This window comes from Geminocystis sp. GBBB08, from assembly GCF_016743215.1.
Taxonomy (GTDB): Bacteria; Cyanobacteriota; Cyanobacteriia; order Cyanobacteriales; family Cyanobacteriaceae; genus Geminocystis.
Genome location: NZ_VRZC01000043.1, coordinates 1 through 25,197, shown reverse-complemented (window position 1 = coordinate 25,197; position 25,197 = coordinate 1). Strand labels below are relative to the sequence as shown.

General features: G+C 33.3%; 22 protein-coding genes, 1 tRNA gene, 1 other RNA gene and 2 pseudogenes. 18 read left to right on the top strand and 8 right to left on the bottom strand.

All coding sequences use genetic code 11. From position 1 onward, the window contains the following. The 7 genes from FWJ34_RS07780 to nadB all read left to right on the top strand — a co-directional run. Positions 1-354 (top strand): 4Fe-4S cluster-binding domain-containing protein (locus tag FWJ34_RS07780; RefSeq protein WP_308254755.1); only part of this gene is annotated, 354 nt, incomplete at its 5' end. Positions 355-426: 72 nt separating this feature from the next. Then, entirely contained in the window at positions 427-1,698 is a 1,272-nt protein-coding gene (locus tag FWJ34_RS07775; RefSeq protein WP_308254754.1) for a hypothetical protein, read from the top strand. Between the two features lie 486 nt (positions 1,699-2,184). Continuing rightward, on the top strand, positions 2,185-4,254 hold the full coding sequence (locus tag FWJ34_RS07770; protein ID WP_308254753.1) for an AAA family ATPase: 2,070 nt from the start codon (positions 2,185-2,187) through the stop codon (positions 4,252-4,254). Between the two features lie 269 nt (positions 4,255-4,523). Continuing rightward, positions 4,524-4,736 carry a hypothetical protein gene (locus FWJ34_RS07765; protein ID WP_308254752.1) on the top strand — a complete coding sequence of 71 codons (213 nt, stop codon included), beginning with the start codon at positions 4,524-4,526 and terminating at the stop codon, positions 4,734-4,736. A 172-nt stretch (positions 4,737-4,908) separates the two neighbouring features. Beyond that, on the top strand, positions 4,909-5,547 hold the full coding sequence (locus FWJ34_RS07760) for a response regulator transcription factor (RefSeq protein ID WP_308254751.1): 639 nt from the start codon (positions 4,909-4,911) through the stop codon (positions 5,545-5,547). Between the two features lie 23 nt (positions 5,548-5,570). After that, positions 5,571-6,599 carry a cobalamin biosynthesis protein CobW gene (gene cobW, locus FWJ34_RS07755; protein ID WP_308254750.1) on the top strand — a complete coding sequence of 343 codons (1,029 nt, stop codon included), beginning with the start codon at positions 5,571-5,573 and terminating at the stop codon, positions 6,597-6,599. Between the two features lie 170 nt (positions 6,600-6,769). Next, positions 6,770-8,449, top strand: a complete 1,680-nt coding sequence (gene nadB / locus FWJ34_RS07750; RefSeq protein WP_308254749.1) for an L-aspartate oxidase — start codon at positions 6,770-6,772, stop codon at positions 8,447-8,449. A 194-nt stretch (positions 8,450-8,643) separates the two neighbouring features. On the opposite strand, the gene FWJ34_RS07745 is transcribed toward nadB, so the two are convergent. Genes FWJ34_RS07745 through FWJ34_RS07735 form a run of 3 tightly spaced genes read right to left on the bottom strand, consistent with a single transcriptional unit; the run spans position 8,644 to position 10,750 of the window. Further along, positions 8,644-10,119 carry a DNA methyltransferase gene (locus FWJ34_RS07745; RefSeq protein ID WP_308254748.1) on the bottom strand — a complete coding sequence of 492 codons (1,476 nt, stop codon included), beginning with the start codon at positions 10,117-10,119 and terminating at the stop codon, positions 8,644-8,646. 36 nt (positions 10,120-10,155) lie between these two features. Continuing rightward, positions 10,156-10,476: a Txe/YoeB family addiction module toxin gene (locus FWJ34_RS07740; RefSeq protein ID WP_308254747.1), complete on the bottom strand. Its 321-nt coding sequence runs from the start codon at positions 10,474-10,476 to the stop codon at positions 10,156-10,158. Continuing rightward, complete coding sequence (locus FWJ34_RS07735) at positions 10,457-10,750, bottom strand: type II toxin-antitoxin system Phd/YefM family antitoxin (protein WP_308254746.1); 294 nt, start codon at positions 10,748-10,750, stop codon at positions 10,457-10,459. The genes FWJ34_RS07740 and FWJ34_RS07735 overlap by 20 nt, the downstream gene beginning before the upstream one ends. A 175-nt stretch (positions 10,751-10,925) precedes the next feature. Here FWJ34_RS07735 and gltX point away from each other — a divergent pair. Next, positions 10,926-12,359 (top strand): annotated as a pseudogene (gene gltX, locus FWJ34_RS07730) (glutamate--tRNA ligase). Positions 12,360-12,375: 16 nt separating this feature from the next. Here the strand turns inward: gltX and FWJ34_RS07725 are convergent. After that, entirely contained in the window at positions 12,376-12,711 is a 336-nt protein-coding gene (locus tag FWJ34_RS07725) for an iron-sulfur cluster assembly accessory protein (RefSeq protein ID WP_308254745.1), read from the bottom strand. A gap of 117 nt (positions 12,712-12,828) precedes the next feature. Then, the gene (locus tag FWJ34_RS07720) at positions 12,829-13,227 is read right to left on the bottom strand and encodes a cupin domain-containing protein (protein ID WP_308254744.1); all 399 of its coding nucleotides are present in this window, start codon (positions 13,225-13,227) and stop codon (positions 12,829-12,831) included. Between the two features lie 96 nt (positions 13,228-13,323). Between FWJ34_RS07720 and FWJ34_RS07715 the strand changes: the two genes are divergently transcribed. Further along, positions 13,324-14,064, top strand: a complete 741-nt coding sequence (locus tag FWJ34_RS07715) for a creatininase family protein (RefSeq protein ID WP_308254743.1) — start codon at positions 13,324-13,326, stop codon at positions 14,062-14,064. Positions 14,065-14,107: 43 nt separating this feature from the next. After that, positions 14,108-14,923 carry a carbon-nitrogen hydrolase family protein gene (locus FWJ34_RS07710; RefSeq protein WP_308254742.1) on the top strand — a complete coding sequence of 272 codons (816 nt, stop codon included), beginning with the start codon at positions 14,108-14,110 and terminating at the stop codon, positions 14,921-14,923. Positions 14,924-15,109: 186 nt separating this feature from the next. Here FWJ34_RS07710 and petE read toward each other — a convergent pair whose 3' ends face one another. Continuing rightward, on the bottom strand, positions 15,110-15,478 hold the full coding sequence (gene petE / locus FWJ34_RS07705; protein ID WP_308254756.1) for a plastocyanin: 369 nt from the start codon (positions 15,476-15,478) through the stop codon (positions 15,110-15,112). 138 nt (positions 15,479-15,616) lie between these two features. Here petE and ffs point away from each other — a divergent pair. The 4 genes from ffs (at position 15,617) to FWJ34_RS07685 (ending at position 18,576) form a co-directional block, all read left to right on the top strand. Continuing rightward, positions 15,617-15,714: signal recognition particle sRNA small type (ffs, locus tag FWJ34_RS07700), an RNA gene on the top strand. A 180-nt stretch (positions 15,715-15,894) separates the two neighbouring features. After that, positions 15,895-16,947 carry a tRNA 2-thiouridine(34) synthase MnmA gene (mnmA, locus tag FWJ34_RS07695; RefSeq protein ID WP_308254741.1) on the top strand — a complete coding sequence of 351 codons (1,053 nt, stop codon included), beginning with the start codon at positions 15,895-15,897 and terminating at the stop codon, positions 16,945-16,947. Positions 16,948-17,123: 176 nt separating this feature from the next. Beyond that, positions 17,124-17,894 (top strand): nuclear transport factor 2 family protein, encoded by a 771-nt coding sequence (locus tag FWJ34_RS07690; RefSeq protein WP_308254740.1) that lies wholly within the window; start codon positions 17,124-17,126, stop codon positions 17,892-17,894. 94 nt (positions 17,895-17,988) lie between these two features. Then, the gene (locus FWJ34_RS07685; RefSeq protein WP_308254739.1) at positions 17,989-18,576 is read left to right on the top strand and encodes an IS607 family transposase; all 588 of its coding nucleotides are present in this window, start codon (positions 17,989-17,991) and stop codon (positions 18,574-18,576) included. A gap of 10 nt (positions 18,577-18,586) precedes the next feature. On the opposite strand, the gene FWJ34_RS07680 is transcribed toward FWJ34_RS07685, so the two are convergent. Continuing rightward, positions 18,587-19,009 (bottom strand): DUF29 family protein, encoded by a 423-nt coding sequence (locus FWJ34_RS07680; RefSeq protein ID WP_308254738.1) that lies wholly within the window; start codon positions 19,007-19,009, stop codon positions 18,587-18,589. Between the two features lie 367 nt (positions 19,010-19,376). On the opposite strand from FWJ34_RS07680, the gene FWJ34_RS07675 reads away from it, so the two are divergent. Together FWJ34_RS07675 and FWJ34_RS07670 are read left to right on the top strand one after the other, a co-directional pair. Continuing rightward, a complete protein-coding gene (locus FWJ34_RS07675) occupies positions 19,377-20,090 on the top strand; it encodes an SIMPL domain-containing protein (protein WP_308254737.1) in 714 nt (237 codons plus the stop codon). A gap of 57 nt (positions 20,091-20,147) precedes the next feature. Then, positions 20,148-22,193, top strand: coding sequence for a thioredoxin domain-containing protein (locus FWJ34_RS07670; protein ID WP_308254736.1), 2,046 nt, complete (start codon positions 20,148-20,150; stop codon positions 22,191-22,193). 231 nt (positions 22,194-22,424) lie between these two features. Here the strand turns inward: FWJ34_RS07670 and FWJ34_RS07665 are convergent. Beyond that, a tRNA-Gly gene (locus FWJ34_RS07665) sits at positions 22,425-22,495 on the bottom strand. Between the two features lie 127 nt (positions 22,496-22,622). Here FWJ34_RS07665 and FWJ34_RS07660 point away from each other — a divergent pair. Both FWJ34_RS07660 and FWJ34_RS07655 read left to right on the top strand, forming a co-directional pair. After that, positions 22,623-23,966, top strand: coding sequence for a peptidylprolyl isomerase (locus FWJ34_RS07660; RefSeq protein WP_308254735.1), 1,344 nt, complete (start codon positions 22,623-22,625; stop codon positions 23,964-23,966). A gap of 406 nt (positions 23,967-24,372) precedes the next feature. Then, positions 24,373-25,197: pseudogene (locus tag FWJ34_RS07655) on the top strand (FprA family A-type flavoprotein); the annotation flags it as partial.

Sequence of the window (25,197 nt, the reverse complement as noted above, 5' to 3'; positions counted from 1 at the left end):
GGCTATACTCTGGAACATTTAGCTAAACATGGTACATCGGCACAGAAACAACTATTGACAAAAATTGATTTATTAGTTGATGGTTTATATATGCAAAGTCTTCATGGAGATTTATTGTGGCGTGGTTCAACTAATCAGCGATTATTACCACTAACTAAGCGTTATCGAGAAATACTCACTCAACTACCAGATAAATCAGTACCACTAGAATTTTCGGTGTCTGAAAACTCTGAAGGCTTAGAGATTCAATTCACTGGTGTCCCGAATCGTGTAGGTTTTCGGGAAGAGTTTGAAGCTCAAATGCTCTGTAATGGAGTTGTTCTCGAATCAGAAAATAACCACAGACATCAATAATATTTCTAAAAAATAGAGGCTAAAGCCTTTACTACAAGCCTATATAGATTTTAATTTAAGGAGGACAATTTTATGTCAGGAAGTCCAAAGTACTCTCATGCTGAGTTGCAAAGGCAAGAACAAGAAAGGTTAGAAAGAGAAAGAAAAAGAAAAGCTGAGGAAGAAGAAAGAAAGCGACTGGAAGCCATTGAAAAAGAGCGAATTAGACAGTTAAATGTCGGTAAAAGCAAACTTGGCGATAAGATTCAATCTGCTTTAAATTGTCTTCAACAACAAAGTTCTGAATTATATCAGCAAGACTTTTCTAATTTAGAAACTTCATTTCAAAACTTACTTTCTCAAACTCAACAAGCTCACACTGAGACTGATTTAGAGCCAATATCTAACCAAATTTCTCCTCTGCGATCGCAAATTAATGAGGCAGTTAGTCGTAAACGTTGGGATGAAACGCAGAAACAACTTCAAGCTGAATTAGATCAACTCCGATTTCAGTCAGAGGAATTTTTGGCTAAATTCGGTCATATTTCATCCGAAGATGGAGAAAAATTTGATTCTGAAGGTAAAGTAAAAGCTGAACAAGCACTTTCAACGATTAACAGCACTTTAGCCACTAATGATGTCAACCAAATAAAATCGGCTCTTTCTCAAGCAAATGAGTTAGTCAACTCCTATATTAAGACTGTGGAGGCTAATAGAAGTCAATGGCAAAAGCAAAAGATGTCAGCAGAATCAAGTCTTAATCAACTGCAAAGTCTAATAGTTGGTTATCAAGTTGATACTAATTTGATGAAATGGTGTGGTAACTTAATTCCTGAGTTTGACGAACAAGTTAAATTGGCACAAGAAGCGATCGCTTCTGAAAACTTTAATGAACCTGCAACTATTTTAGCGGAAGTTAAAGCTAAAGGAAATGAGCTAATCGAAAAAGCCAATCAAGCTCAAATAGACAGGGATAAAAGCGATCGTATCATAGAAGCTCTTATGAAAAGTTGCAAAAGTTTAGGCTTAATGGTTAGTCAACCGAATGCTGAACATCCAAATCATCCTGCTACTGCTATGCGTCTAATAGCTAAAGATCCTACTGGAAAAGGGTTTATAGCTAGTGTACTCATGAAAGGAGATATTCATTTTGAAGTGCAAGGATACCAAAAAACTCAACGGGGTAAATTTTCTTCTTGTGATGACGCAGAGATAAAATTAACTCAAATACTTCAAGAAATGAGTCAGTATGGTGTCAATATGGGGCAATTGTACTGGCAAAATCAGGATAATAACAGTTCACCTTCTGATGGTAAAAGCAAGGATTTATCAGATGAAGACGAACAAAATAGTTACTCTAATTAACAATTAAAATTATATTAAATTCTATTAAATATTCATACATACAATCCTTTAACTACGGGGATTGTGCCTAAATTTTTGCTAATTCTTCAAACAGATTTGATATTAGCCACAAGCCGAGAAATATTTGATTTACTTGATAATTTTAGATTCTTGAGAACAAGATATTTACAGTTATCAAAGCGTAAATTAGATACTTCTGGGCTTTTTTTGTGGAATTTTCTAGCTCCCAAATTTTTACTTAACGATTCTTACTAGCTCAGAATTTTGTGATCGTCTTACCAGAATAAGAGCCAAACTGAAAACACCTGAGTTCTATCAAAAAACATTAATAAAGTATTTAGTATTTCTTGTTTTTATGACTTGAAAAATCAAAAATCATAATTTAAGTACGGAGTAGAAATTTAGAGGAGTAAATAACTGAATATTTCTCGTATTTTCTTCCAATTAAAAGATCAATATTCTCTTAATTAGGAAAGAAAAGTAACAATGGGTGATATAAATAAAAAATTTTCTCCTTTAACTCCTAAATGGCAAAAAGATTTAGTGAGGGAACACCAAGCAGGTAAGCATATCTTGTTATTTGGTAATATTTTAGACCTGTTTTTTCATGATGGTCAATATGTTGATATTTATGAACTTTTAAAAGACTATTTATCCAACAATAACTATGGAATAGTTACTCAATATGATGATATTGATGGTTTCCGTTTTATTGCACCAGAAATGGAAGAAAAATGGCAAGAGATTAACTATCAAAAAATACTTGAAGATAATCCAGAATTAGCTAATGAAAATAATTGGGAAACTAATCCTAATGATTTAACGATACCACCCCCTCAGTTAAGATTAGAAAATCGCCCTGAATCCTTGACTCGTGGACGTATTCCCTTAGAATCGGGTATTGCTCAAGCTAGGGTTTTAATTACTCAAGATCAGATTTCTTGTGCTGTGATTCTTGATATTGGCGATATTTTGACTACAGATGCAAATAGAATATTACCTGATGAAAAAGCTCCATTAAAATTGTTGAAAAAACTTTCTATCGAGGCTCAATTTGTCACTAATCAAGAGGGCAAAAATATCAGAAATACTGTTATTATTTTAGCTAGTGATTTAAACAAAGTACCCACATGGATTTATCAGGGTAATCCCTCGATCGCCTTAGTTGAAGTACCCAAACCCAGTAAGGCAGAACGTTTACAATTTGTCGAGCTTTTTTATCAAGACTTTTATCATGGAGAATCTTTGTATCAATTAGGTGAATGGCGATTTGCTTCTCGACAAGGAGATATTCATGGTGTTGTTTCACATCCTCACTTAGAATATATTGAGCCAAAATTTACCCAAAATTTTGCTGATTTAACCGATGGTTTATGTATCAAGGATTTACACGCAATTCTTCGCTGTAATTCACAAGAACAAATTCCTTTTTCTCAAGTAGAACGTCTGATCGAGTATTATAAATATGGTGAACGTGAAGACTATTGGCAAATTAATATTAATCCTCAGAGGGTAAAAAATGCTGAAAGACAGCTAAAAGAAAGAGTTATTGGGCAAAATAGAGCAATTCAGCGTGTGATTAACCTGATAACCACTGCTAAAGTAGGAATCTCTCTCACTGGCAAAAAAAGAGGTAAACCCAAAGGAGTGTTTTTCTTTGTTGGTAGTACAGGAGTTGGAAAAACTGAAATTGCTAAAGCGATCGCCTCTTTAATTTTCGGTAGCGAAGAATTTTTAATTAAATTTGATATGTCAGAATACCAACAAGAGCATTCTGCCGAAAAGTTAATTGGTTCGCCCCCTGGATATGTTGGCTATCAAGAAGGTGGTGTCTTAACTAACCAAGTCTTAGAAAAGCCTTACAGTATTTTGCTATTTGATGAAATAGAAAAAGCACATCCGAGGGTTTTAGATAAGTTTTTGCAAATTCTGGATGGAGGCAGATTAACCGATAGTAAAGGGCAAACAGCTTATTTTGACCAAACAGTGATCATTTTTACTTCTAACATTGGTGCTTCCAATTTATCAGATTCTCGTACTGGTGTAACTATTCGTGATGGTATTAGTGAGAAAATTATGGAACGTTTAAACAACAACCGCCATGATTTTTCTTATGACGAAGTTGAATCCCATTTTAAAAACGAAGTCCGTTGGTATTTCATGAATCGTCTAGGTAGGGCAGAATTGTTGAACAAATTAGGCGAAGATAATATCGTGGTTTTTGACATTTTACGTCCTAGTTATGTTCAGGCAATCGCGCAGAACTTCTTAGATTCTCTTGATAAATCTGCCTTCACTCAATATCGCTTAAGTCTGAAATTTGACGATTCCATTTTTGAAGTTTTAGCAGACAAAATGGGCAAAATCGAGAACTTATTGTTTGGTGGACGGAGGATTCGTAGTTTAATTGAGTCTTTAATCGAACAGCCGTTAAATTACTGGGTTTTTCATCATTATCCTGACTTAAAAGACTGTGCTAATCAAACTTTATCTTTATCTTTCAAAAGAGAAGAGGGAGATGAATTGATTGTGACTCCTATATCCCAAGCTCAGTAATTTTCATAACAAACTTTTGTTTTTTATTTCTGACAGAATAAGTATCTATATTTAACGCCAGAACCATTATTATGAAATAATTAACGTAAGTCTTAAGTAGCTCCAACTAAATAAACACCCATTTTGTGGTTACCCCCTTAGGGGTTTTAAACGCTTTGCTAATAAGGGCTTTAGCCCTCACTATGAACTCTAGCTATTTTACGTTTAATTAAGTGGGACTACTTAACAAACAAGATTTATCTGAATTTAAAAATACAAAAATATAAATTATGAAGAACCAAAATTGTTTGCAGGAACTTAATTATTCTCAAAATAACTCCTCCATAACTGCATTAACAATAGTCCCTGATAATGAGATGATTATTTTTGTTGGGAAAGACAAAATTATAAAAAAATCTAAAATTTTAGCGGTTTATCAGTATGCTAATTTTTCAAAAAATATGAGTTATTCTGCTATTGTTAAATCTATTAGAAATATTTAAAGTTCTCATTATAAATTAACCAATCAATTTGTTATTTTAAATCAATGGAATTATTATACTTTCCAAGGGCATAACTTGAGTTTGTTGATCTATAAATGGCGATGTCGTAAAAGCTCAGATTATGACCTTGCCGAGTATATTTAATTTGTAAAAACAATGCCTTGTAAAAATAATGAAAAATGAATCTAAACAAAAATTATTACTTATAGATGATGATCCTAACTTAATTCTGTTAGTAAAAGACTATTTAGAATTTAATGGTTATCAGGTTTTAACCGCTAATCAAGGTAGAGAAGCCCTCAAAATTGTTGAACAAGAAAACTTTGATTTAGTCATTTGTGATGTGATGATGCCAGAAATGGATGGTTATACTTTTGTACAAGAAATTAGAAAAAATCCCCTTTTAGAATGGCTACCGATTATTTTCTTATCAGCAAAAGGTCATAGTAAAGATCGTATCAAAGGTTTAACTCAAGGTGCTGATGTTTATATGGTAAAGCCTTTTGAACCCGATGAGTTAGTAGCACAAGTACAATCTACCCTTAATCAAAGTTTGCGTATGATGGGTAGCACTCATCGCAAAGGAGAAAATATTGCTCGAATCCAAGTCCCAAAAAGTGTAGAATTAACTCCCACAGAAAAAAAAGTTGTAGATTTAGTGGCAAGGGGAAAATCTAATCGAGAAATTTGTCAAGAATTAGGAGTTAGTCAACGCACTATTGAAAGTCATGTTTCTAATATGTTAAATAAAACTGGACTCCATAATCGCACAGAATTATCTCGTTGGGCGATTCAAAATGAAATTGTTTAATACTACTTTATCTTTTATTAATAATGCACAAAATACCCGTCACAGTAATTACTGGTTTTCTCGGCGCTGGAAAAACCACTTTATTACGCCATCTTTTACAAAATAAGCAAGGGCGAAAAATTGCCGTAATTGTTAATGAATTTGGAGAAATCGGTATCGATGGTGAGTTGTTGCGTAGCTGTCAAGTTTGTGATGATGAAGGTGAAATTAATTCCCATATTATTGAATTAACTAACGGTTGTCTTTGTTGCACTGTTCAAGAAGAATTTTACCCTACCATGCAAGAATTATTAACTCGCAAGGATCAAATTGATGCTATTGTCATCGAAACTTCCGGGTTAGCTTTACCGAAACCTTTAATACAAGCCTTTAAATGGCAAGAAATTCGTAATCATGCGACTGTTGATGGCGTTATTACCGTTGTGGATGCCCTAGCTTTAGCTAATGGTAATTTCGTGGGAGATTTAGAGGCGATCGCCAAACAAAGAGCGGATGATTCTAGTTTAGATCATGAAACCCCTATTGAGGAATTATTTGAAGATCAATTATCTTGTGCTGATTTAGTATTATTAACTAAAACTGACTTAGTTAAAGATGATGATATAACTCGAGTCAAAGATTGGTTAGAAAAAGAATTGCGTACAGGAATTAAAGTTATACCTTGCTGTCAAGGAGAAATTAATGCTGAAGTTTTATTAGGTTTTAACGCCGCCGTTGAAGATGATATTATTAATCGCCCTTCTCACCATGATACCGAAGAAGATCACGATCATGATGATGAAATTAACTCTTTAGAATTATTCATCGAAGAAGCTGTTAACCCTCAAGTTTTGCTCTCTCATTTACACAACCTTGTCAAAAATTTGGAAATTTATCGTATTAAAGGCTTTGTTAATGTTGCTAATAAACCGATGCGTATGGTATTACAAGGAGTAGGCGATCGCTTTGAAACATTTTATGATCGATTATGGCAACCAGAGGAAAAAAGATCCACTAAATTAGTTGTAATTGGACGTAACTTAAAAATGTCAGAATTGAGCATTGAGAATTGAGAATTTGGAGTTACAGGCAAGATGCCTGTTTTACAGTGTTGAACAAAGTAAAGGATCAACTATCACTATAAACTATTCACTATCAACTAACTATTCATTATTTATTGCCTATTTTCCTTGTGCTGAAGTAAAATTAGCAAAAATATACTTCCTGCTAAAAATTCAAAATCTTGAACCAAAAATCATCTTTTCCCCGTAGCTTTGATGTCATCATTGTTGGCTCTGGTGCGGCTGGTTTATATACCGCTTTATGCCTACCAAATCATTTCCGTATCGCTGTTATTACCAAAGATAAATTAAAAAGAGGAGCTAGTGATTGGGCGCAAGGAGGCATTGCCGCCGCTATTAATCCTGATGATTCTCCACAACTTCATTTAGAAGATACTCTTAAAGCAGGTGCTGGTTTATGTGATATGGAAGCAGTTAAATTTTTAGTAGAAAATGCTGCTACCTCTATTCACTCATTATTGCAAATGGGAGTAGATTTCGATCGTACATCAACCATTGGCTATCGCCAAAATGCTCCTTTAGCCATGACTTTAGAAGCAGCTCATTCCTTTCCTAGAGTGCTTCATGCCGCCGACACCACAGGAAGAGCGATCGTATCTATTTTAAGACAGAAAGTGTTAGAAAGTAATCAGATTCAAGTATATGAACAGGCTTACGCCCTCAGTTTATGGTTAGATGAGAGTCAAAATAAATGTCAAGGGCTGAGTTTACTTCATGAAAATCAAATTCATTGGTTATCGGCAAAAGCCGTTATTTTAGCCACTGGTGGTGGAGGACAAGTTTTTGCTCAAACCACAAATCCTCAAGTTAGCACCGGGGATGGAGTTGCGTTAGGTTGGCGTAGCGGTGCTATTTTAAGAGACTTAGAATTTGTGCAATTTCACCCCACAGCATTAAATATTACTAATGCACCTCATTTTTTAATTAGTGAAGCGGTAAGGGGAGAAGGTGCTCATTTAATTGATGAGAAAGGAAAACGTTTTGCCTTTGACTATCATGAGAAAGGAGAATTAGCACCAAGAGACGTAGTTAGTCGGGCTATTTACAGTCATTTACATAAAATTAGTCAAGATCCAGCTCATGGTAAAGTTTACCTTGATTTGCGTCCAATTCCTCGTTCTCGCATCGAATATCGTTTTCCGAATATTATCAATAAATGTCAACAATGGGGGATAGATTTATTTTCCCAACCAATTCCCGTCTCTCCTGCCGCTCATTATTGGATGGGGGGTGTCGCTGTTAATCTTAATAACGAAACTTCCATTAAAGGTTTATATGCCATTGGCGAAACCGCTAGTACCGGTGTTCATGGAGCCAATCGTTTAGCCAGTAATTCTCTGTTAGAATGCGTAGTATTTGCTGAAAGTTTCCGCCATTTATCTTTACCTTCAGGGGATGAATTGGTATCAACAACGATTAATTATCAACAGATTAAGGATGATTGGCAAGAAGAAATGGAATTAATTGCTAATATTCGAGAGAATTTACCTGTCGCAGTATGGGAAGGGGCAGGAATTTGTCGTACTGAATTAGGGTTACAAAAGGCGATCGAACAAGTACAACATTGGCGGAATCAACTAAAAACACTCTCAATTTGTCAATTAATTATCAATATTGCACCATCACAATCTTATGACTTAACCTCACCTATAAGGGAACAAAAATTAAAACTAGCGGCCGAAACCCTTAACTTAATTGATGTTGGTTATTTAATCCTCAAAAGTGCCGCTTTTCGCACCGAAAGTAGAGGAGGGCATTATCGTCTTGATTATCCCAACACTGATGATAACTGGCAAACTCATACTTTAGTTCAAGGTGAAAATTGGACTACATTACCATGATAAAAAGAACTGATAGGAAAAAAATCGATTTTTCTTGACTTTTTTCATTTTGTTCGTCAAAATAGAAGATATTAATTTTATAATTGAAATCTTAATGTTTACATCTAAAAATTAAAATATTCCAATTATCTAAATTTTAACAAAAATGTCAAGACGTGTCAAGGGATAAGCCCAATTTTTGGCAATTTTTTTAGTTAATCAGAAAAATTAATGGTTGTTTGACTACCTTTGGTTTCTGTTAGGTTTTCTGCTGATTTTAACACTTCTAAGACTAATTTTAGATCTAATCTTTTTTGTTCTTCGATTATCTCTCTTACAGTTATTATAGAGATTTTATCGACAGGATTACTCATAAATTTACTTTGATAAATACCTGCTTCTTTAGCAGTTTTAATCATGTCTTTTGTGGGCTCGTTGAGAGTAATAAATATCCCTAGGGTAGCTTGGTTTATGGCAATTGTGCCTAATAAATCCCTAATATCACCTGATTTTACCTTACCTGATTTAACTTGAATAATAATTTTGTCAGGGGTATCTTTACCACTATCAAAAAATGCGATGCCGTCAATGCCTTTATCTGCACCTTTTTTATCGTTAATAGTTGCTCTATTATTAGTGTAGGTTAAAACCGCCCATTTTTCAAATTCTTTACGAGTTCTGTCGTCTTTTTTCAAAGCTAAAGCGGTGGCAGATTCCATATCTTTAGGAATACCATTAAGGGTGATATTTTCTAAAACTTTTTTACCAAAACTATCTTCTAATCGTTTCAAGATTAAACTAATACTTTGATAAGTTATATCAATGCCAATCCAATTTCGGTTTAATTTTTGGGCAACGGCGATAGTTGTACCGCAACCGCAAAAAGCATCTAAAATAAGGTCATTTTCGTTACTACTAGCTTTAATTATGCGATCTAACAATGCTTCTGGTTTTTGGGTAGGATAGCCTAATCTTTCTTTTGCAGTATTAGTTAAAATTGGCATCTGCCACCAATCAAAAGGAATACGCCCTAATTCATGTTTTCTTTTATATGCTTTTCCGTTAATAATTTTATGCTCAACTTTTTCTGGAGAAGAATATTCTTCCCTGACTAAATCAACATTAAAGGTAAATTTATTAGTGGATTTTCGATACATCAAAATAATATCATGTTTTTTAGAAAAATGAGATTTACTTGCTCCTCCTGAACCATAACACCAACTAATTTCGTTAACATAATCACCGCCTTGAGAACAAAAAATAGCATCTAATATTATTTTTAAATAATGACTTGCAGTAGGATCACAATGAAGATAAAAACTACCTGTTGGCTTTAAAACTCGATGAATTTCGACAATTCTTAAAGTCATATTTACTAGATAAGCAAATAAACTTCCTTTACCTAAAACTTTTTCTAAACCACATATTAAATCGATACTTTGGTTAGTGAAATTGCCGTGATAATTTTCCTGAATTTCAGCTAAACCAAGATTAGCTAAATCATCCCATGTCCAAGTATCAATAAAAGCCTGAGCTTGGGCTGGATCTTCTTTACCGATATTATTATAAATTTGGTTATAATTGCGCTTAGAATTAAAGGGCGGATCAATATAACATAAATCCACCGATTCATCTTTAATATGTCGTCTTAAAACTTCTAAATTATCGCTATAAAATAGTTGATTATTCATGATTATTGCAGTTAATTTTTACATCTAAAAGATCGGTTAAGATTTGTAATGATAACGAGCTTGTAAAAAATAAATACGGTTTTCTGTTACTTTATAAACGAGACGATGTTCTAAATCAATACGCCTTGACCAAATATCTGCGCTAATGTATTTTAATGCTTCGGGTTTACCAATACCAGTAAATGGTTCACCATCAAGAATATCAGCTACTAAATCAAGGATTTTATCTCCTTTTTTCGAGTCGTGACGATACCAATAGGCTAAATCTGCTTTAAAATCAGGACTAAACAAGGGAATATAACCTTTATAACTGATTATCTCTCCTTTTGATGAATTTTTAGGCTTTTTCGGACTCAATGCCTAACTCCTGTTTTAATTCTGCTATGGTTTGAGGGGAGGCTTCTGATTGATTACTCCATTCTAAAGCTCGAAAGAATATTTTAGCGTTTTCTGGCGATCGCAGTAGGTAAATAGATTCTAAGAGACTAGAAAGCTCATTTTCAGCAATAAGAGCGACATTTTTGCCATTACGCCGCTTGATGACGACTATTTCACTGTGATTATGAACTTGATCTAAAATAGTGGCTAAATTAGCCCGAAGATGAGAATAACTGGTATCTATACTTAACATGAGTTAATAAAATAGCTTGTACAGTTATATTGTACTTGTTAGAGTTAAATAAATATCGCTTACTCTTATGATTGTTTGACATAAATCAACTAAAGAGAATCGTTATGAAAAACTCGATGCAGAACTCTGATTAAGGTAGAATAAAAGGTTAGATAAAATATAATCAGAATTAATCATGTCCGTTAGAGTTAGAATCGCACCATCTCCTACAGGTAATTTACATATAGGTACAGCGCGTACAGCCGTATTTAACTGGTTATTTGCTAGACATAATGAAGGTACATTTATATTAAGAGTTGAAGATACAGATTTAGAGAGATCAAAAGCTGAATATACGGATAATATTAAGTCAGGATTGAGTTGGTTAGGGTTGAATTGGGATGAAGGGCCTTTTTTTCAGACTGAGAGATTCGATTTTTACCGTCAAGCCATCCAAACTTTACTTGAGAAGGGTTTAGCTTATCCTTGTTATTGCACTTCTGAAGAATTGGAAGCCATGAGAGAAACTCAAAAAGCTAATAATCAAGCTCCTCGTTATGATAATCGTCACCGTAATTTATCAACACAAGAGATTGCTAAATTTGAAGAGGAAGGGCGTAAACCGGTGATTAGATTTAAAATTGAAGATCATGAGCAAATTATTTGGCATGATTTAATTAGAGGTAAGGTGTCATGGCAGGGTAGTGACTTAGGCGGTGATATGGTAATTGCACGCACCCCTGAAAAAGATGGCGATGGCTTCGGAAAAACCGTATCTAATTGATCAGTAGTGGATGATGATATTGACATGAATATTAGTCATGTAATTCGAGGAGAAGATCATATTGCTAATACAGCGAAACAAATTTTATTATATCAAGCATTAGCTGCAAAAGTGCCAGAATTTGCCCATACTCCTTTAATTTTGAACTCTGAAGGCAAAAAATTATCGAAACGTGACGGTGTAACTTCTATTGATGATTTCCGCAAAATGGGATTTATCGCCCCAGCATTGGTAAATTATATGACATTGTTAGGATGGACTTCTCCTGATGGAGAGGAAATTTTCACCCTTGAAGAAGTGGCAACTAAGTTTAGTTTAGAAAGGGTAAATAAGGCAGGAGCGAAATTTGATTGGGATAAGTTAGATTGGTTAAATAGTCAGTATTTGCATAAGTTATCTCCTCAAGAATTATTACCGTTATTAATTCCTTTTTGGCAGGAAGCCAATTATCAATTTAATCTTGATGGTGATAGAGATTGGTTATTAACACTTACTACTTTAATCGCACCTAGTTTAACTCGTCTAACTGATGGAGTAAAAGAAGCTAAATTATTTTTCACTGAGGAGATTACTTTAGCAGAAGATGCTCAAGAATTTCTTACTCAAGAAGGAGTTAAACAGGTTTTAGAAGCGGTAATTAACGCCACAAAATCTCACTTGACTTTCGAGGAAGCTAATGATATTATCAAACAAGTTACTAAGGATTTCAAAGTCAAAAAAGGTTTAGTAATGCGATCGCTTCGAGTCGGTTTAACTGGTGAATTACACGGTCCTGATTTAATCCAAACATGGTTATTATTAAATCAAAAAGGCATTGATAAAACGAGAATGGAGTTAGCTGTATAGTCAAAGAGGGAAGATGTCACGCTGTTTCTAAGGCAAAGGATAAACCACAAGTACAATGATTAGAAATATCAGGATTTTTAAATTGAAATGCACCTCCCATTAAATCTTCGGCATAGTCTATTTTTAGATTTTGTAAATATTGATAACTATGAGCATCCACAAGAATGATAATGTCTAATAGAGCAGAAAATTGGCGATCGCCTTCTTGGGGGTGGGATTCCAAATTCAAATCATAGACATAATCAGCACAACCGCCTTTTTTAAGTAGTATTCTTACATAGTTGTTATTTATTTCCAAACTTGCTCGTAATCTTTTTACTTCAGCGATGGCATTTTCCGTCAGATTAATCATAAATAGTGATTAGTGATTAGTTGATAGTGAATAATTAATAGTGAATAGTTGATAATTAATCGTTGTGAAACAGACATTTTGCCCGTAATTCTAAATTCTAAATTCTAAATTCTAAATTTATTGTCTTGCGTAATCATCCTGAAAACGAATAATATCATCTTCCCCTAAATATTCGCCATTCTGCACTTCAATTAAAATTAATTTAATCACCCCCGGATTTTCGAGACGATGAGAAGTACACTGAGGTACATAAGTAGATTGATTAGAAGCTAAAATTTTCACTTCGTCTCCACATTCAACTTTTGCCGTACCAGAAACGACAATCCAGTGTTCACTACGATGATGGTGCATTTGTAGGCTTAAACGATGACCGGGATGAACTTCAATACGTTTAATTTTATATCCCGGGCCTTCTTCAAGGGTGGTAAATGTACCCCAAGGGCGAGTTTCAGTAACGTGGTTTTCCGTAGAATAACCTTGAGTAGTTAAATTGGGTTGATCTTGAAGTTTAACCATAATAGTTTAAATATTTTCGCAATAATCTTAACTTAGAATAACAATAGTTTAAGGTTGTGAATTATTAATTATCAAAAATTGATTAGAGAAATAAAAATGCAGTTACATTTATGTACTTGGATGGAAGTAGAAACTTATTTACAAAATAGTGATGCTATTATTATACCCATTGGATCAACGGAACAACATGGGCCTACCGGATTAATTGGAACAGATGCCATTTGTGCCGAAAAAGTTGCTATGGGGGTGGGAGAAAACCTTAAAGCTATAGTAGCACCAACAATTAATGTGGGGATGGCTCTCCATCATACAGCTTTTACTGGTACTATTAGCCTACGCCCAACAACTTTGATCCTTTATCTTCAAGATTATGTAACTTCTTTAGCTAAAGCCGGTTTTCGTAAGTTCTTTTTTATTAATGGTCATGGTGGTAATATTGCCACTTTAAAGGCTGCTTTTTCCCAAATTTATGATCATTTAGATAGTTTAAATTTAACTAATAGTGATCAAGTTAAGTGTACCATTGCTAATTGGTTTATGAGTCGAGAAGTTTATCAGTTAGCCAAAAAATTATATGGTGATGAAGAAGGCTCTCATGCTACTCCTTCAGAAGTTGCTTTAACTCAATTTGTGTACCCTGATTTGATTAAAAATGCACCCTTGAGTAAAGAAGTGGGTAAAGGACATTCAATTTATGGAGCAAGGAATTTTCGTGAGTGCTACCCTGATGGTAGAATGGGATCAAATCCTGCTTTAGCTACTCCAGAACACGGTCAACAGTTCTACGAGTTGGCTGTAAAAGAACTAACTGAAAGTTATCTTGAATTTATTAGTTAAACAGGTTAGACAACCTTATTTTGTTAAGTATATTAAATCACACATGAAATCATATATTGCGGCGGCAGTTTGCATGACTAGCACTCCTGATGTTGACAAAAATTTAACTCAGGCAGAGGAATTAATTGAATTAGCAGTTAATCAAGGAGCAAAATTAATTGGTTTACCTGAAAATTTCTCGTTTTTGGGGAACGATCAAGCAAAGATTGCACAAGTAGAAACCATTGCTGCTATGAGCGAAAAATTTTTGATTCGTATGGCACAACGTTTTCAAGTAACCATACTAGGGGGTGGGTTTCCTACCCCTTTTATCGATGATAAATCAAAAGCTCATAATACTGCCATTTTAATTGATCCTAATGGTTTAGAACTGATTCGTTATGATAAGGTGCATTTATTTGATGTTAACGTGCCTGATGGTAATAATTATCATGAGTCTAACACCGTTCAAGCTGGTTCTACTTTACCTTCTGTTTATGATAGTGGTGATTTAGGTAAATTAGGTTTATCTATCTGTTATGATGTCCGTTTTCCTGAAGTTTATCGTCATTTATCCCGTCAAGGTGCTGAAGTTATTTTTATTCCTGCTGCTTTTACTGCTTATACTGGAAAAGATCATTGGCAGGTTTTATTACAAGCAAGAGCCATCGAAAATACAGCTTATATAATTGCCCCCGCTCAAACTGGAAATCATTACGCTCGTCGTTTTACCCATGGTCATGCTATGATTATCGATCCTTGGGGTTCAATTTTAGCTACTACGGGTGCTCAAACTGGTGTTGCGATCGCCGAAATTAATCCTCAAAGATTACAGCAAGTACGTCAACAAATGCCTTCTTTACAACATCGTGTTTTTTAATTAAGACACTCCCCTCCATAAGCAGGGGATTTTCACTTATGGTGAGTAGGAAAGCAAAATTAATCCTACATTTTATTTTTGGGCTTATAGAAAAACAAGAACTAACAAGGAGTTTAAACCCCTTGCCTTGCCTAGATAAAATTGATTTTGCACTGGTAGTTATTGATAAGTGGAAATGTCAATAAATTATTCTACAGTAATAGTACCTGCCATTCCAGCACCACGATGAGGCTCACAGTAATAAGGATATACCCCTGGTTCAGAAAAAGTAGTTTCAAAAGATTCACCTGCGGAAAATGCTAAACCTTTATGACTCAATTTAGCCGTATTTTTTACAGAACTATCAAAAACTACATTATGAGGAGCTAATTTATTATTTACCCATTTAACAGTATCACCAGTTTGAATGGTTATTTTTGCCGGTTGAAAAGCTAATGCACCAGTATCAGCACCCATTTTTACTTCTACTGTATTAGCTTGGGCAGGGTTGATGGTTGAAAAAATCATCGTCACAGTTAATAGTAAGGAAGAAAAGAATAAACCTAATTTTTTAATCATTTTTGTCATAATTTTTTCTAATTTTTTCTTGACTCGATCTTATCATGAACTTTGACCGCTTGTCATTTTTCATTCTAAAAATTTTTTTGATTTTTTCCTTGTATTAAAAGTCTTTTATGGGTTACAATTATTATTGACTCGGACTTATGCAATCGTGACGCTCAAACCTTGTCAGGACCGGAAGGTAGCAGCAATACGGGATGCTTATGGTGGGCGTAGGCTTCGGGTCTTCATTTTATAACTTTAATCTTCTAAGGCTTCAACTCTTCAAGTTGCCTCAGAGTTTTACAGCCCCTTTAATCCTAATACCTAACACATCAGTGCTTAATCTTAGTTAAGATAATAGTAACCGTAGATGAAGTTAATTCTATGTTTTATTTCATTCGATTGTTAGTTATTCTATTTTTTGTGTTATGAATAAAGTTGTAGTTGGTTTGTCTGGTGGTGTTGATAGTTCCGTAGCAGCCGCTAGTTTACAAAGTCAAGGTTACGAAGTTGAAGGTTTAACTCTTTGGTTGATGAAAGGAAAAGGACAATGTTGTTCAGAAGGCATGGTAGATGCCGCTTCAATTTGCGAACAATTGGGTATTCCTCATCATGTTGTCGATACTCGTGATTTATTTCAAACTTATATTGTTGATTATTTAGTTTCAGGTTATCAAGCCGGTGTAACTCCTTTACCTTGTTCTCAATGTAATCGTGTAGTCAAATTTCCACCTATGCTAGAATATGCCAAAAATACCCTCGGTATTGATAAAATCGCTACGGGACATTATGCCAGAATTGAATATGATCCTCAAAGCCATCGCTATCAATTATTAAAAGCTATTGATGATACTAAAGATCAATCTTATTTTCTTTATGATCTTACTCAAGAATTATTAGCTGATGTAATTTTACCTCTGGGGTATCAAACCAAAACTGAAACTAGAATAATGGCAAATAAATTTAAACTGACAACGGCACAAAAACCCGATAGTCAAGATTTATGTTTAATTGAAAGTCATGGTTCAATGAAAGATTTTTTAGATAAATATATTCAACCAAAACAAGGACAAATTGTCGATTTACAAGGTACTGTTTTAGGTGAACATGACGGCATACATCACTATACTATCGGACAAAGAAAAGGCTTAGGAATTGCTTATGCAGAGCCTTTATATGTGGTCAAACTCGATCCTATAATGAATCAAGTTATTGTGGCAACCCGAGATCAAGGAGGTGCAACGGAATGTATTGTCAGTGGCATGAATTGGGTTTCGATCGCCCAACCTCAAAATCCTATCAAAGCGGAAGCTAAAATAAGATACCGTAGTATTGCGAAAAGTGTAAATGTTATTCCTTTAGATCATCAAAGGGTTAAGTTAGTGTTTGATGAGCCCCTATTTGGTATTACTCCAGGTCAAGCAGCAGTATTATATCATGGTGATATACTTTTAGGTGGTGGAATTATCGATCGAAATTAAGTATTACTTAATATTTGTATTTGTATCATACAATTATCGGTGGGAGAGGGAAGAGTTTTTGACAATTTATAGCCTTAAATGGATTATTTTATAAATAAATTTTATTAAGTGACATAAAAAAGCAAAAAGTCAGTTACAATATATAATATTCAACGATGATTTTTTATAATTAAACTATGAAAAAAAGTATTAAATTTTTCCTATTCATCATTTTAAGTTTTTCTTTTGTCCTTAGTAAAGATCATCACGTTTTTGCTCAATCAAATAATATTCCTAAAGAACTTTTAGAAGTAGTAACTAAGATAGATTTAGCGGCTAATAATCAGGATTTAAAATTAATTGAACAAAATATTTCCCCTAAATTCACTACTGAGGATGGCTTAAATTATGAAAATTTTACTTCTTCTTTAAAAAACTTATGGTCAAAATATAAAGACTTAAAATATACCACTAAAATTGAATCATGGAAACAAAATCAAGATCAATTAGTAGCAACTACTATTACTAATATTCAAGGTAGTTATGATATTAATGGGAAAAAATTTACGTTAAATTCTGAGATAAAATCAGAACAATATTTTTTAAATAATCAATTAATAAAACAAAAAATATTAACTGAAAAAAATGAAGTTACATCGGGGGAAAAACCACCCATAGCAACTGTTAATTTACCTCAGAAAGCTCGTCCAGGTCAAGAATTTGATTTTGATGTTATTTTACAAGATCCCATCGGTTCTTATAGTGTATTAGGAGGAGTTTTAGAAAATAAAATAGACTCTTCACTATATTTAAAACCTTCAACTTTAGAGTTAGATACTTTATCGGCAGGGGGCATTTTTAAACGTGTAAAATTACCGATGACACCAGAAGATCATTGGTACTCAGTAATTTTGATTAATACAGATGGCATGAGAATGATTACTCAAAGGGTTAATGTCGAAGGATAAGTATTAGAAAACTTTTAAGCAAATATAGACATATATACCTTAATTTAGACTATTATCTGTTAGAATCAAGATAGTTAAATATTAATTTAATCAAATGAAACTATCAGATTATGCAAAAAAACTCGGAGTGTCTTATAAAACTGCTTGGCGGATGTGGAAACGAGGAGAAATAAAAGCAACTCAATTAGCTACTGGTACGATTATTGTTGCTACACAAGAAATATTACCTCAAGGTGTTGCTATATATACTCGTGTTTCTAGTGCTGAAAATAAATCTAACTTGGATTCTCAAGCAGAAAGATTAAAAGCTTATTGTATAGCTAAAGGTTATCAAATCAAATACATTGTCAAGGAAGTTGGCAGTGGAGTAAATGATAATCGGAAAAAGTTAATTGAATTACTGCGTAAAGATGATTATTCTTTAATTATTTGTGAGCATAAAGATAGACTAACTAGAGTCGGATTTAACTACTTAAAAGTATTACTCAATAAACAAGGTAAAGATATAGAAGTAGTTAACTTAGCTGAAGAAAGAAAAGATGATTTAATGCAAGATTTTGTGGCAATTATTACTTCTTTTTGTGCCAAACTTTATTCTATAAAAAGACGCACGCATAAAACAGAATGCTTAATTCAATGTTTAAAAGAAAACCAAGATGAAATTAGTCAAAAGGCATCTTAACTAATGATTCCTAAGATAAAATTAATTTTAGAGCCAATGATTGAATCAAATTAGAATCGATTTGTAGAATTAATTCTTCTGGACTATATTTACCCTCAAAGGCTTCTAAAGATGCTTTTCTGATAGCTGTGTCAAAGGCATCCATAATGATTTCTTTTAATTCTTCTTCAGTGGCATAATAACCTCCTGATTTACGTCTTTTATTAATTTTTTTAATTTCTTTAATAAAATTATAAATAGAAAAATCCCAAGAGCGAGTAGTTCTTTTTTTAGCTTCTTGTTTAACTAAATATAATAATAAAATAACTGCATAACTAAAAATTTTATTTAGTTTATCTTCTTTCAACATTTCTTCTAATTCGGCTACAAATTCAAGGGCTTGATCTAATTTTTTTTCCTCTATATATTTACGTAAAGTTAATAATTCTTCCATTATTTTTGTAATCTTAAATAACGACAACATTTTAACTCATTTCTTCTTGTTTCAAATTCTTCTTATTCCTTAGTATATTAATGAAAATGTTCTGTTTTTCAAGTGAATTTTGTGTTGATACCTCATAATGAGAGAAAAGGTTATATATTATTTCTAATCAGTATTTTGACACTCCCGTGCCTGAAGGCGATGGGATTCTTGGTTCATAGAGGTTGCTTACCTTGACAGGTATCACTACCAATCAAAATAGAGGCATCCTCTAATCTTAAAAAAATATTCACTGCACCCTAAAAGGTGTCGCAATACATCCCACCCTTGAAAGAGGCGATGCTCTTTGCGAAGTTTTTGTAAAAAAAAAATTTGACCTATGCTATTATCCAGTAAAACCCTGCCACAATTTTTTATTTCTTTTATTTGTCTTAGTGTCGCTCTCATGCAACCAGTTTTAGCACAAGAACCAATTTTAAAAACTATCACCGTTACTGGGCGAGGAATCGAAAGAATACCTGCTACTGTTGCCAATGTGCAATTAGGAGTAGAAATTGAGGGAAAAAATGCCACTCAAATTCAGCAAGAAGTAGCTAAACGCACAATATCTTTAGTGGAGTTATTAAAATCTAGTAATGTACAAAGATTACAAACTACTGGCGTTCAGTTACGTCCTAATTATAATTACAATAATAATCAAAGAGAATTAACTGGTTATGTTGCTACTAATTTAGTGAGTTTTGATTTACCTATTGATAAGGTAGGACGTTTATTAGATGATAGTGTCAAAGTAGGAGCAACTCGTATTGATAATGTTAGTTTAACGGCAACGGAAACAGCTATTACTCAAGCTCAACAACAAGCGTTAATTAAAGCTAGTCAAGACGCACAACAACAAGCGGCAACGGTGTTGAAAGCCTTAAATTTAACTCCCCAAGAAATTATTACTATTAACATTAATGGTGCAAATGTTCCGAATCCGATAGTGAGGGAAGCAATGGCAGATAAATTAGTTTCTAATGTAGCTAGTACGCCTGTAATTGCTGGAGAACAGGAAATTTCTGCTTCTGTTACTTTACAAATTCGCTATTAATTTCGGTTAATTCTCCCTCTTAAATTTATTTAGTTGGCGTAATACTCCTAATTATTCATGACAAATAATCTCCTCAATACTCAAAGTTTATATTTACGAAAACACGCTTATAACCCCATTAATTGGCATTTTTGGGGAGAAAAAGCGTTAAATCTCGCTAAATCTGAAAATAAACCCATTTTCCTTTCTATCGGTTACTCTAGTTGTCATTGGTGTACTGTTATGGAAGGTGAGGCTTTTTCTAATGAGGCGATCGCAGAATACTTAAATAAATATTTTGTAGCGATAAAAGTGGATCGAGAAGAACGTCCTGATATTGATAGTATCTATATGACGGCATTGCAGATGATGACAGGGCAAGGGGGATGGCCTCTGAATATATTTTTGTCACCTGATGACTTAGTACCTTTTTATGGTGGTACATATTTTCCCATTGAACCTCGTTATGGCAGACCAGGATTTTTACAGATATTGCAATCTCTCCATGATTTTTACCATCAACAACAGGATAAACTAACAGCACTAAAAAGCGAAATTGTCAAGGGTTTAACCAGTAATTCTCAGATAATTTTTACTCCCAATAGTCAGTTAACTCCTGAATTGTTGAGTCAAGGTATCGAAAATAATAGTAAAGTAATTGCTCGTAATGATTACGGTTCGCCTCGTTTTCCGATGATGCCCTATACTAATCTTACTTTACAAGGCTCGATTTCCAATAGTGATTGTCATGATTTAGCCATCAAAAGAGGTATTGATTTAGTTAACGGTGGTATTTATGATCATGTTGGCGGTGGTTTTCATCGTTATACTGTTGATGCGTCATGGACTGTTCCTCATTTTGAAAAAATGCTCTATGATAATGGGTTAATCATGGAATTTTTGGCGAATTTGTGGAGTAGTGGTGTCGAAAAACCAGAAATTAAACTTAGTTGTGAAGGAATTTTAAGCTGGTTAAAAAGAGAAATGACTGCTGATGAAGGTTATTTTTATGCTTCCCAAGATGCTGATAATTTTACTAACATTAATGATATTGAACCAGAAGAAGGAGATTTTTATGTCTGGGATTATCAACAGTTAAAGGAAATTTTATCAGAAGAAGAATTTAAGGCTTTTGAGGATACTTTTATTATCAGTGAAAGGGGTAACTTTGAAGGTAAAAACGTTTTACAAAAAAAAGAAGAAAAACCCATTACTACTCTTATAGAAAATGCTTTAGAAAAACTATTTCTTATTCGTTATGGTGACAATTCAGCTAGTTTAACTAAATTTACTCCTGCTAAAAATAACCAAGAAGTAAAAAGTATCCATTGGCAAGGGCGGATTCCTACTGTTACTGATACAAAAATGATTCTCTCATGGAATAGTTTAATGATTTCTGGATTAGCAAGAGCTTATAGTGTTTTTCGTGATAAAAATTATTTAGATTTGGCTAAAAAAGCAACTAACTTTATTTTAACTAATCAATGGCAAAACGATCGCCTATATCGACTTAATTATGAAGGAAAAGTGAGGATTTTAGCCCAAGCAGAAGATTACGCTTTTTTTATCAAGGCTTTATTAGATTTATCTCAATATTCTGATAATAATTATAACTATTATTTAACTCAAGCCATAAAAGTACAACAGGAATTTGATCTTTATTGTGGTGATACCAAAGATGGCGGTTATTATAATAATGCTAATGATAATTGTGCCGATTTATTGTTGAAGGAAAAAAGTTATATCGACAATGCCACTCCCTCAGCTAATGGTATTGCCATTACAAATTTAGTAAGATTAGGATTATTAACAGACAATTTAGAGTATTTAGAAAAAGCGGAACAAATCTTAAAACTCTTTAGTGATATTATGGCGAAATCTTCTGTTAGTTGTCCTAGTTTATTTGTTGCTTTAAACTGGTATTTACAAGGCACAAGTGTAAAAACTACCCCAGAAATTAAATCACAAATTGAGCAAAAATATTTACCGACTACGGTATCTCGAATCACGGAAAATTTACCATCTAATACTATTGGAATTGTTTGTCATGGTTTATTTTGTTTTGAACCTGTCATAAATATAGATCAATTATTAAAATTATTGCAAAATTTAAGCCATGAGTAATAACCAAAATCTATGTTTAAAAGCAAATTTGGCATCAAGTTAATATTTTGATTACATAACTATCAAACTCGAGAGTACGGCGATCGCCACGAACCAGCCCTATACTCCTAAGAGTAAAAACGAGAATTTGAGCATCAGTAGGATAACCGATAACGGCTTAAAATAGATAAATTTTTGACTATTGTTGAATCTTTGTTTAAAAAACTAAATATTTTTAGGAATCAAAAAATAAGCGGATAGGGGGAATCGAACCCCCATCATTAGCTTGGAAGGCTAAGGTTTTACCACTAAACTACATCCGCAGGTTTTATCAAAGCACATTTATCATTATAACCAGAATTTTTTAATTTGGCAATGCTAATTCATAAAGAGTGTTAGGATGTTAATGAAAAAAGTTTTAAAAAGCCAATATTAAAGAGTGAGTGCAATATGACTATTAATGTTAATTTTTTTAATGATCTAGTGGTAAATATCAATAGTAATGATACAACTTTTAATTTATTTCAATTTTTTGACGATCCTTTTACTACGGGGAAGGTTGCTAAATTTAAGTTACGAGAAAATTCTATTGGTACAGGAGAAATTAATGTATTACTTTTTGATCAAAAGGGAAAAGGTTCACCTATAACAGTAAATAATTTTGTTAAATATGTCAATGATGGAGATTATATTAATACTATTATTCATCGATCAATTCCTAATTTTATTATTCAAGGTGGTGGCTTTACTGTCAATAATTTAAGAGTTAATAATGTGCCAACAGATGCACCTATCCTTAACGAATTTAGCCCTGAGCGCTCTAATATTAGAGGCACTATTGCTATGGCAAAATTAGGCGGTAATCCTAATAGTGCTACAAGTCAATGGTTTTTTAATTTAGTGGATAATTCTAAAAATCTGGATAATCAAAATTCTGGTTTTACGGTTTTTGGTAAAGTTTTACCCGGTAATAATATACTTACGGTAGATGCGATCGCCAGTTTACCTGTGGTAGATGCCACTATTATCAATTCTGCTTTTACAGATTTGCCTGTAAATATATTTAAGGCGGATATTAACACTCTTGAAATTAATAATGATGACGATGTGGTTAGATTTGAAAATATTACCCTTAGCAATCTTCCTGAATTAACTTTTACCGTTGAAAATAATACTAATCCTAATCTTGTCACCGCCACAATTAATGAAAATGGTCGTCTTAAATTAGATTATGCTAATAATATTAAAGGTGTGGCAGACATTACGGTTAAGGCAACAAATTTATTAGGAGAATCTATTTTTGATACCTTAAAAGTTTCTGTAGTTAATAACTCTAATCTACCTACGGCTAATCTTAATACACCTTTCAATCGTTTTCAAAATAATAGTCGCCCGGGTACATATTTATTTGCTAGTGAAATAGAAAGCCGAAATATTCGTCAGAGTTTCGCCAATTTTGCGGAAGAAGGATTGGCTTTTTTTGTCGGAGATTCACCTGATGATAATTTAATTGTTTTCAATCGTTTCCAAAATACAGCAGTGCCCGGCACTTATTTATATGCCGGAGAAGCAGAAAGCCAAAATATTCGCCGAAATTTCCCTAATTTTGTTGAAGAAGGAATTGCTTTTTATGCTTATGGTGCAGATGCAAATAAGGGAGTTGATTTTTACCGTTTTCAAAATACCCAACAACCCGGTACTTATATTTTTGTAGCAGAGCAAGAAAGACAAAGTATTCTAGCTAATTTCCCTAATTTTAGGGAAGAAGGTGTTGCTTTTGAGGTGAAAGTTTAAATAAAACAAAAAGTAAAATTGGGAAAATAGCTATAGTAATAGTAAATAGTGTATAGTTAATAATGAATAGTAAATGGTAAATAGATAGTAAATAATCAATAGAGGGCGAGGAAGAAGGAAGAGGCAAAAATGGTTTTGATAGTTGGAATTTGAGTATGTAAATATATAATACTTCCTCACTTTTTGACTAAACAAGGGGTTTAAACCTCTCGCTAAAACTGAGCATTAGGTAATGTATTATACTTAAATCTTTGATTTTTATAGCTTTCAGATTCCCAACAGCAAACTTTAATTAATAAGTAGTTAATACTTAATTAAAAGTGCTGAAATAGGTATCTTGCTGAGTAATTAATTCCTAATTCCTAATCCTAGCCCCCTAAAATAAACTAAAAGGAGAGTATGATTTATGAATCAACCTAAAGATGTTCAAATTAGCAGTATCGGTTTAAATACAAGGGTTTTTCGCTCTCGCACATGGGATCGCTTAAAATTTGAGGTAGAATATGGTTTAAGTAGGGGTACTACGGCTAATTCTTTTATTATTGAAGGAGATAAAATAGCTTTAATTGATCCTCCAGGAGAATCTTTTACAGATATTTTTCTCTCAGCTTTAGATCAAAGAATCCCATTAAATAGCATCGATTATGTTATTTTAGGTCATGTAAATCCTAATCGATCAACTACTCTTAATAAGTTATTACAACAAGCTCCAAATATTACTTTTATTACTTCTAATACAGGTACAAAATCTTTACAAACAATCTTTAATAATACTTATCCTGAAACTATTAGCAAACATCCTCTAAATATTATTTCTGTTAAAAATGACTATGAATTAGACTTAGGAAAAGGTCATCTTTTAGAATTTATTACTACTCCCAATCCTCGTTATCCTGATCAACTTTTAACCTATGATCAACAAAGTAAAATATTTTATACTGATAAGTTATTTTGTGCCCATGTTTGCGGTGATCAAATATTAGATGAAGGTTGGAAAATTTATCAAGAAGATAGACGCTATTATTTTGATTGTGTCATTGCTCCTTATGCTACACAAATCATTAAAGCCATCGAAAAAATATCCCAAAAAAACGCCCATATTTACGCTACTTCTCATGGTCCTTTGGTAAGATATGGTTTAACAGAATTAACGGGTTTATATAGTCAGTGGTTAGAAAATCAGCTAAATCAAACCTTAAACGTTGCTCTTATTTACGCTTCTGCCTACGGT

What these genes read in the sequence shown, in the direction of transcription:
- FWJ34_RS07775 (WP_308254754.1), top strand. Translation starts at nt 427, where the DNA reads ATGTCAGGAAGTCCAAAGTACTCTCATGCTGAGTTGCAAAGGCAAGAA.
- FWJ34_RS07770 (WP_308254753.1), top strand. Translation starts at nt 2,185, where the DNA reads ATGGGTGATATAAATAAAAAATTTTCTCCTTTAACTCCTAAATGGCAA.
- FWJ34_RS07765 (WP_308254752.1), top strand. Translation starts at nt 4,524, where the DNA reads ATGAAGAACCAAAATTGTTTGCAGGAACTTAATTATTCTCAAAATAAC.
- FWJ34_RS07760 (WP_308254751.1), top strand. Translation starts at nt 4,909, where the DNA reads ATGAAAAATGAATCTAAACAAAAATTATTACTTATAGATGATGATCCT.
- cobW (WP_308254750.1), top strand. Translation starts at nt 5,571, where the DNA reads ATGCACAAAATACCCGTCACAGTAATTACTGGTTTTCTCGGCGCTGGA.
- FWJ34_RS07745 (WP_308254748.1), bottom strand. Translation starts at nt 10,119, where the DNA reads ATGAATAATCAACTATTTTATAGCGATAATTTAGAAGTTTTAAGACGA.
- FWJ34_RS07735 (WP_308254746.1), bottom strand. Translation starts at nt 10,750, where the DNA reads ATGTTAAGTATAGATACCAGTTATTCTCATCTTCGGGCTAATTTAGCC.
- FWJ34_RS07725 (WP_308254745.1), bottom strand. Translation starts at nt 12,711, where the DNA reads ATGATTAATCTGACGGAAAATGCCATCGCTGAAGTAAAAAGATTACGA.
- FWJ34_RS07720 (WP_308254744.1), bottom strand. Translation starts at nt 13,227, where the DNA reads ATGGTTAAACTTCAAGATCAACCCAATTTAACTACTCAAGGTTATTCT.
- FWJ34_RS07715 (WP_308254743.1), top strand. Translation starts at nt 13,324, where the DNA reads ATGCAGTTACATTTATGTACTTGGATGGAAGTAGAAACTTATTTACAA.
- FWJ34_RS07710 (WP_308254742.1), top strand. Translation starts at nt 14,108, where the DNA reads ATGAAATCATATATTGCGGCGGCAGTTTGCATGACTAGCACTCCTGAT.
- mnmA (WP_308254741.1), top strand. Translation starts at nt 15,895, where the DNA reads ATGAATAAAGTTGTAGTTGGTTTGTCTGGTGGTGTTGATAGTTCCGTA.
- FWJ34_RS07690 (WP_308254740.1), top strand. Translation starts at nt 17,124, where the DNA reads ATGAAAAAAAGTATTAAATTTTTCCTATTCATCATTTTAAGTTTTTCT.
- FWJ34_RS07685 (WP_308254739.1), top strand. Translation starts at nt 17,989, where the DNA reads ATGAAACTATCAGATTATGCAAAAAAACTCGGAGTGTCTTATAAAACT.
- FWJ34_RS07680 (WP_308254738.1), bottom strand. Translation starts at nt 19,009, where the DNA reads ATGGAAGAATTATTAACTTTACGTAAATATATAGAGGAAAAAAAATTA.
- FWJ34_RS07675 (WP_308254737.1), top strand. Translation starts at nt 19,377, where the DNA reads ATGCTATTATCCAGTAAAACCCTGCCACAATTTTTTATTTCTTTTATT.
- FWJ34_RS07670 (WP_308254736.1), top strand. Translation starts at nt 20,148, where the DNA reads ATGACAAATAATCTCCTCAATACTCAAAGTTTATATTTACGAAAACAC.
- FWJ34_RS07660 (WP_308254735.1), top strand. Translation starts at nt 22,623, where the DNA reads ATGACTATTAATGTTAATTTTTTTAATGATCTAGTGGTAAATATCAAT.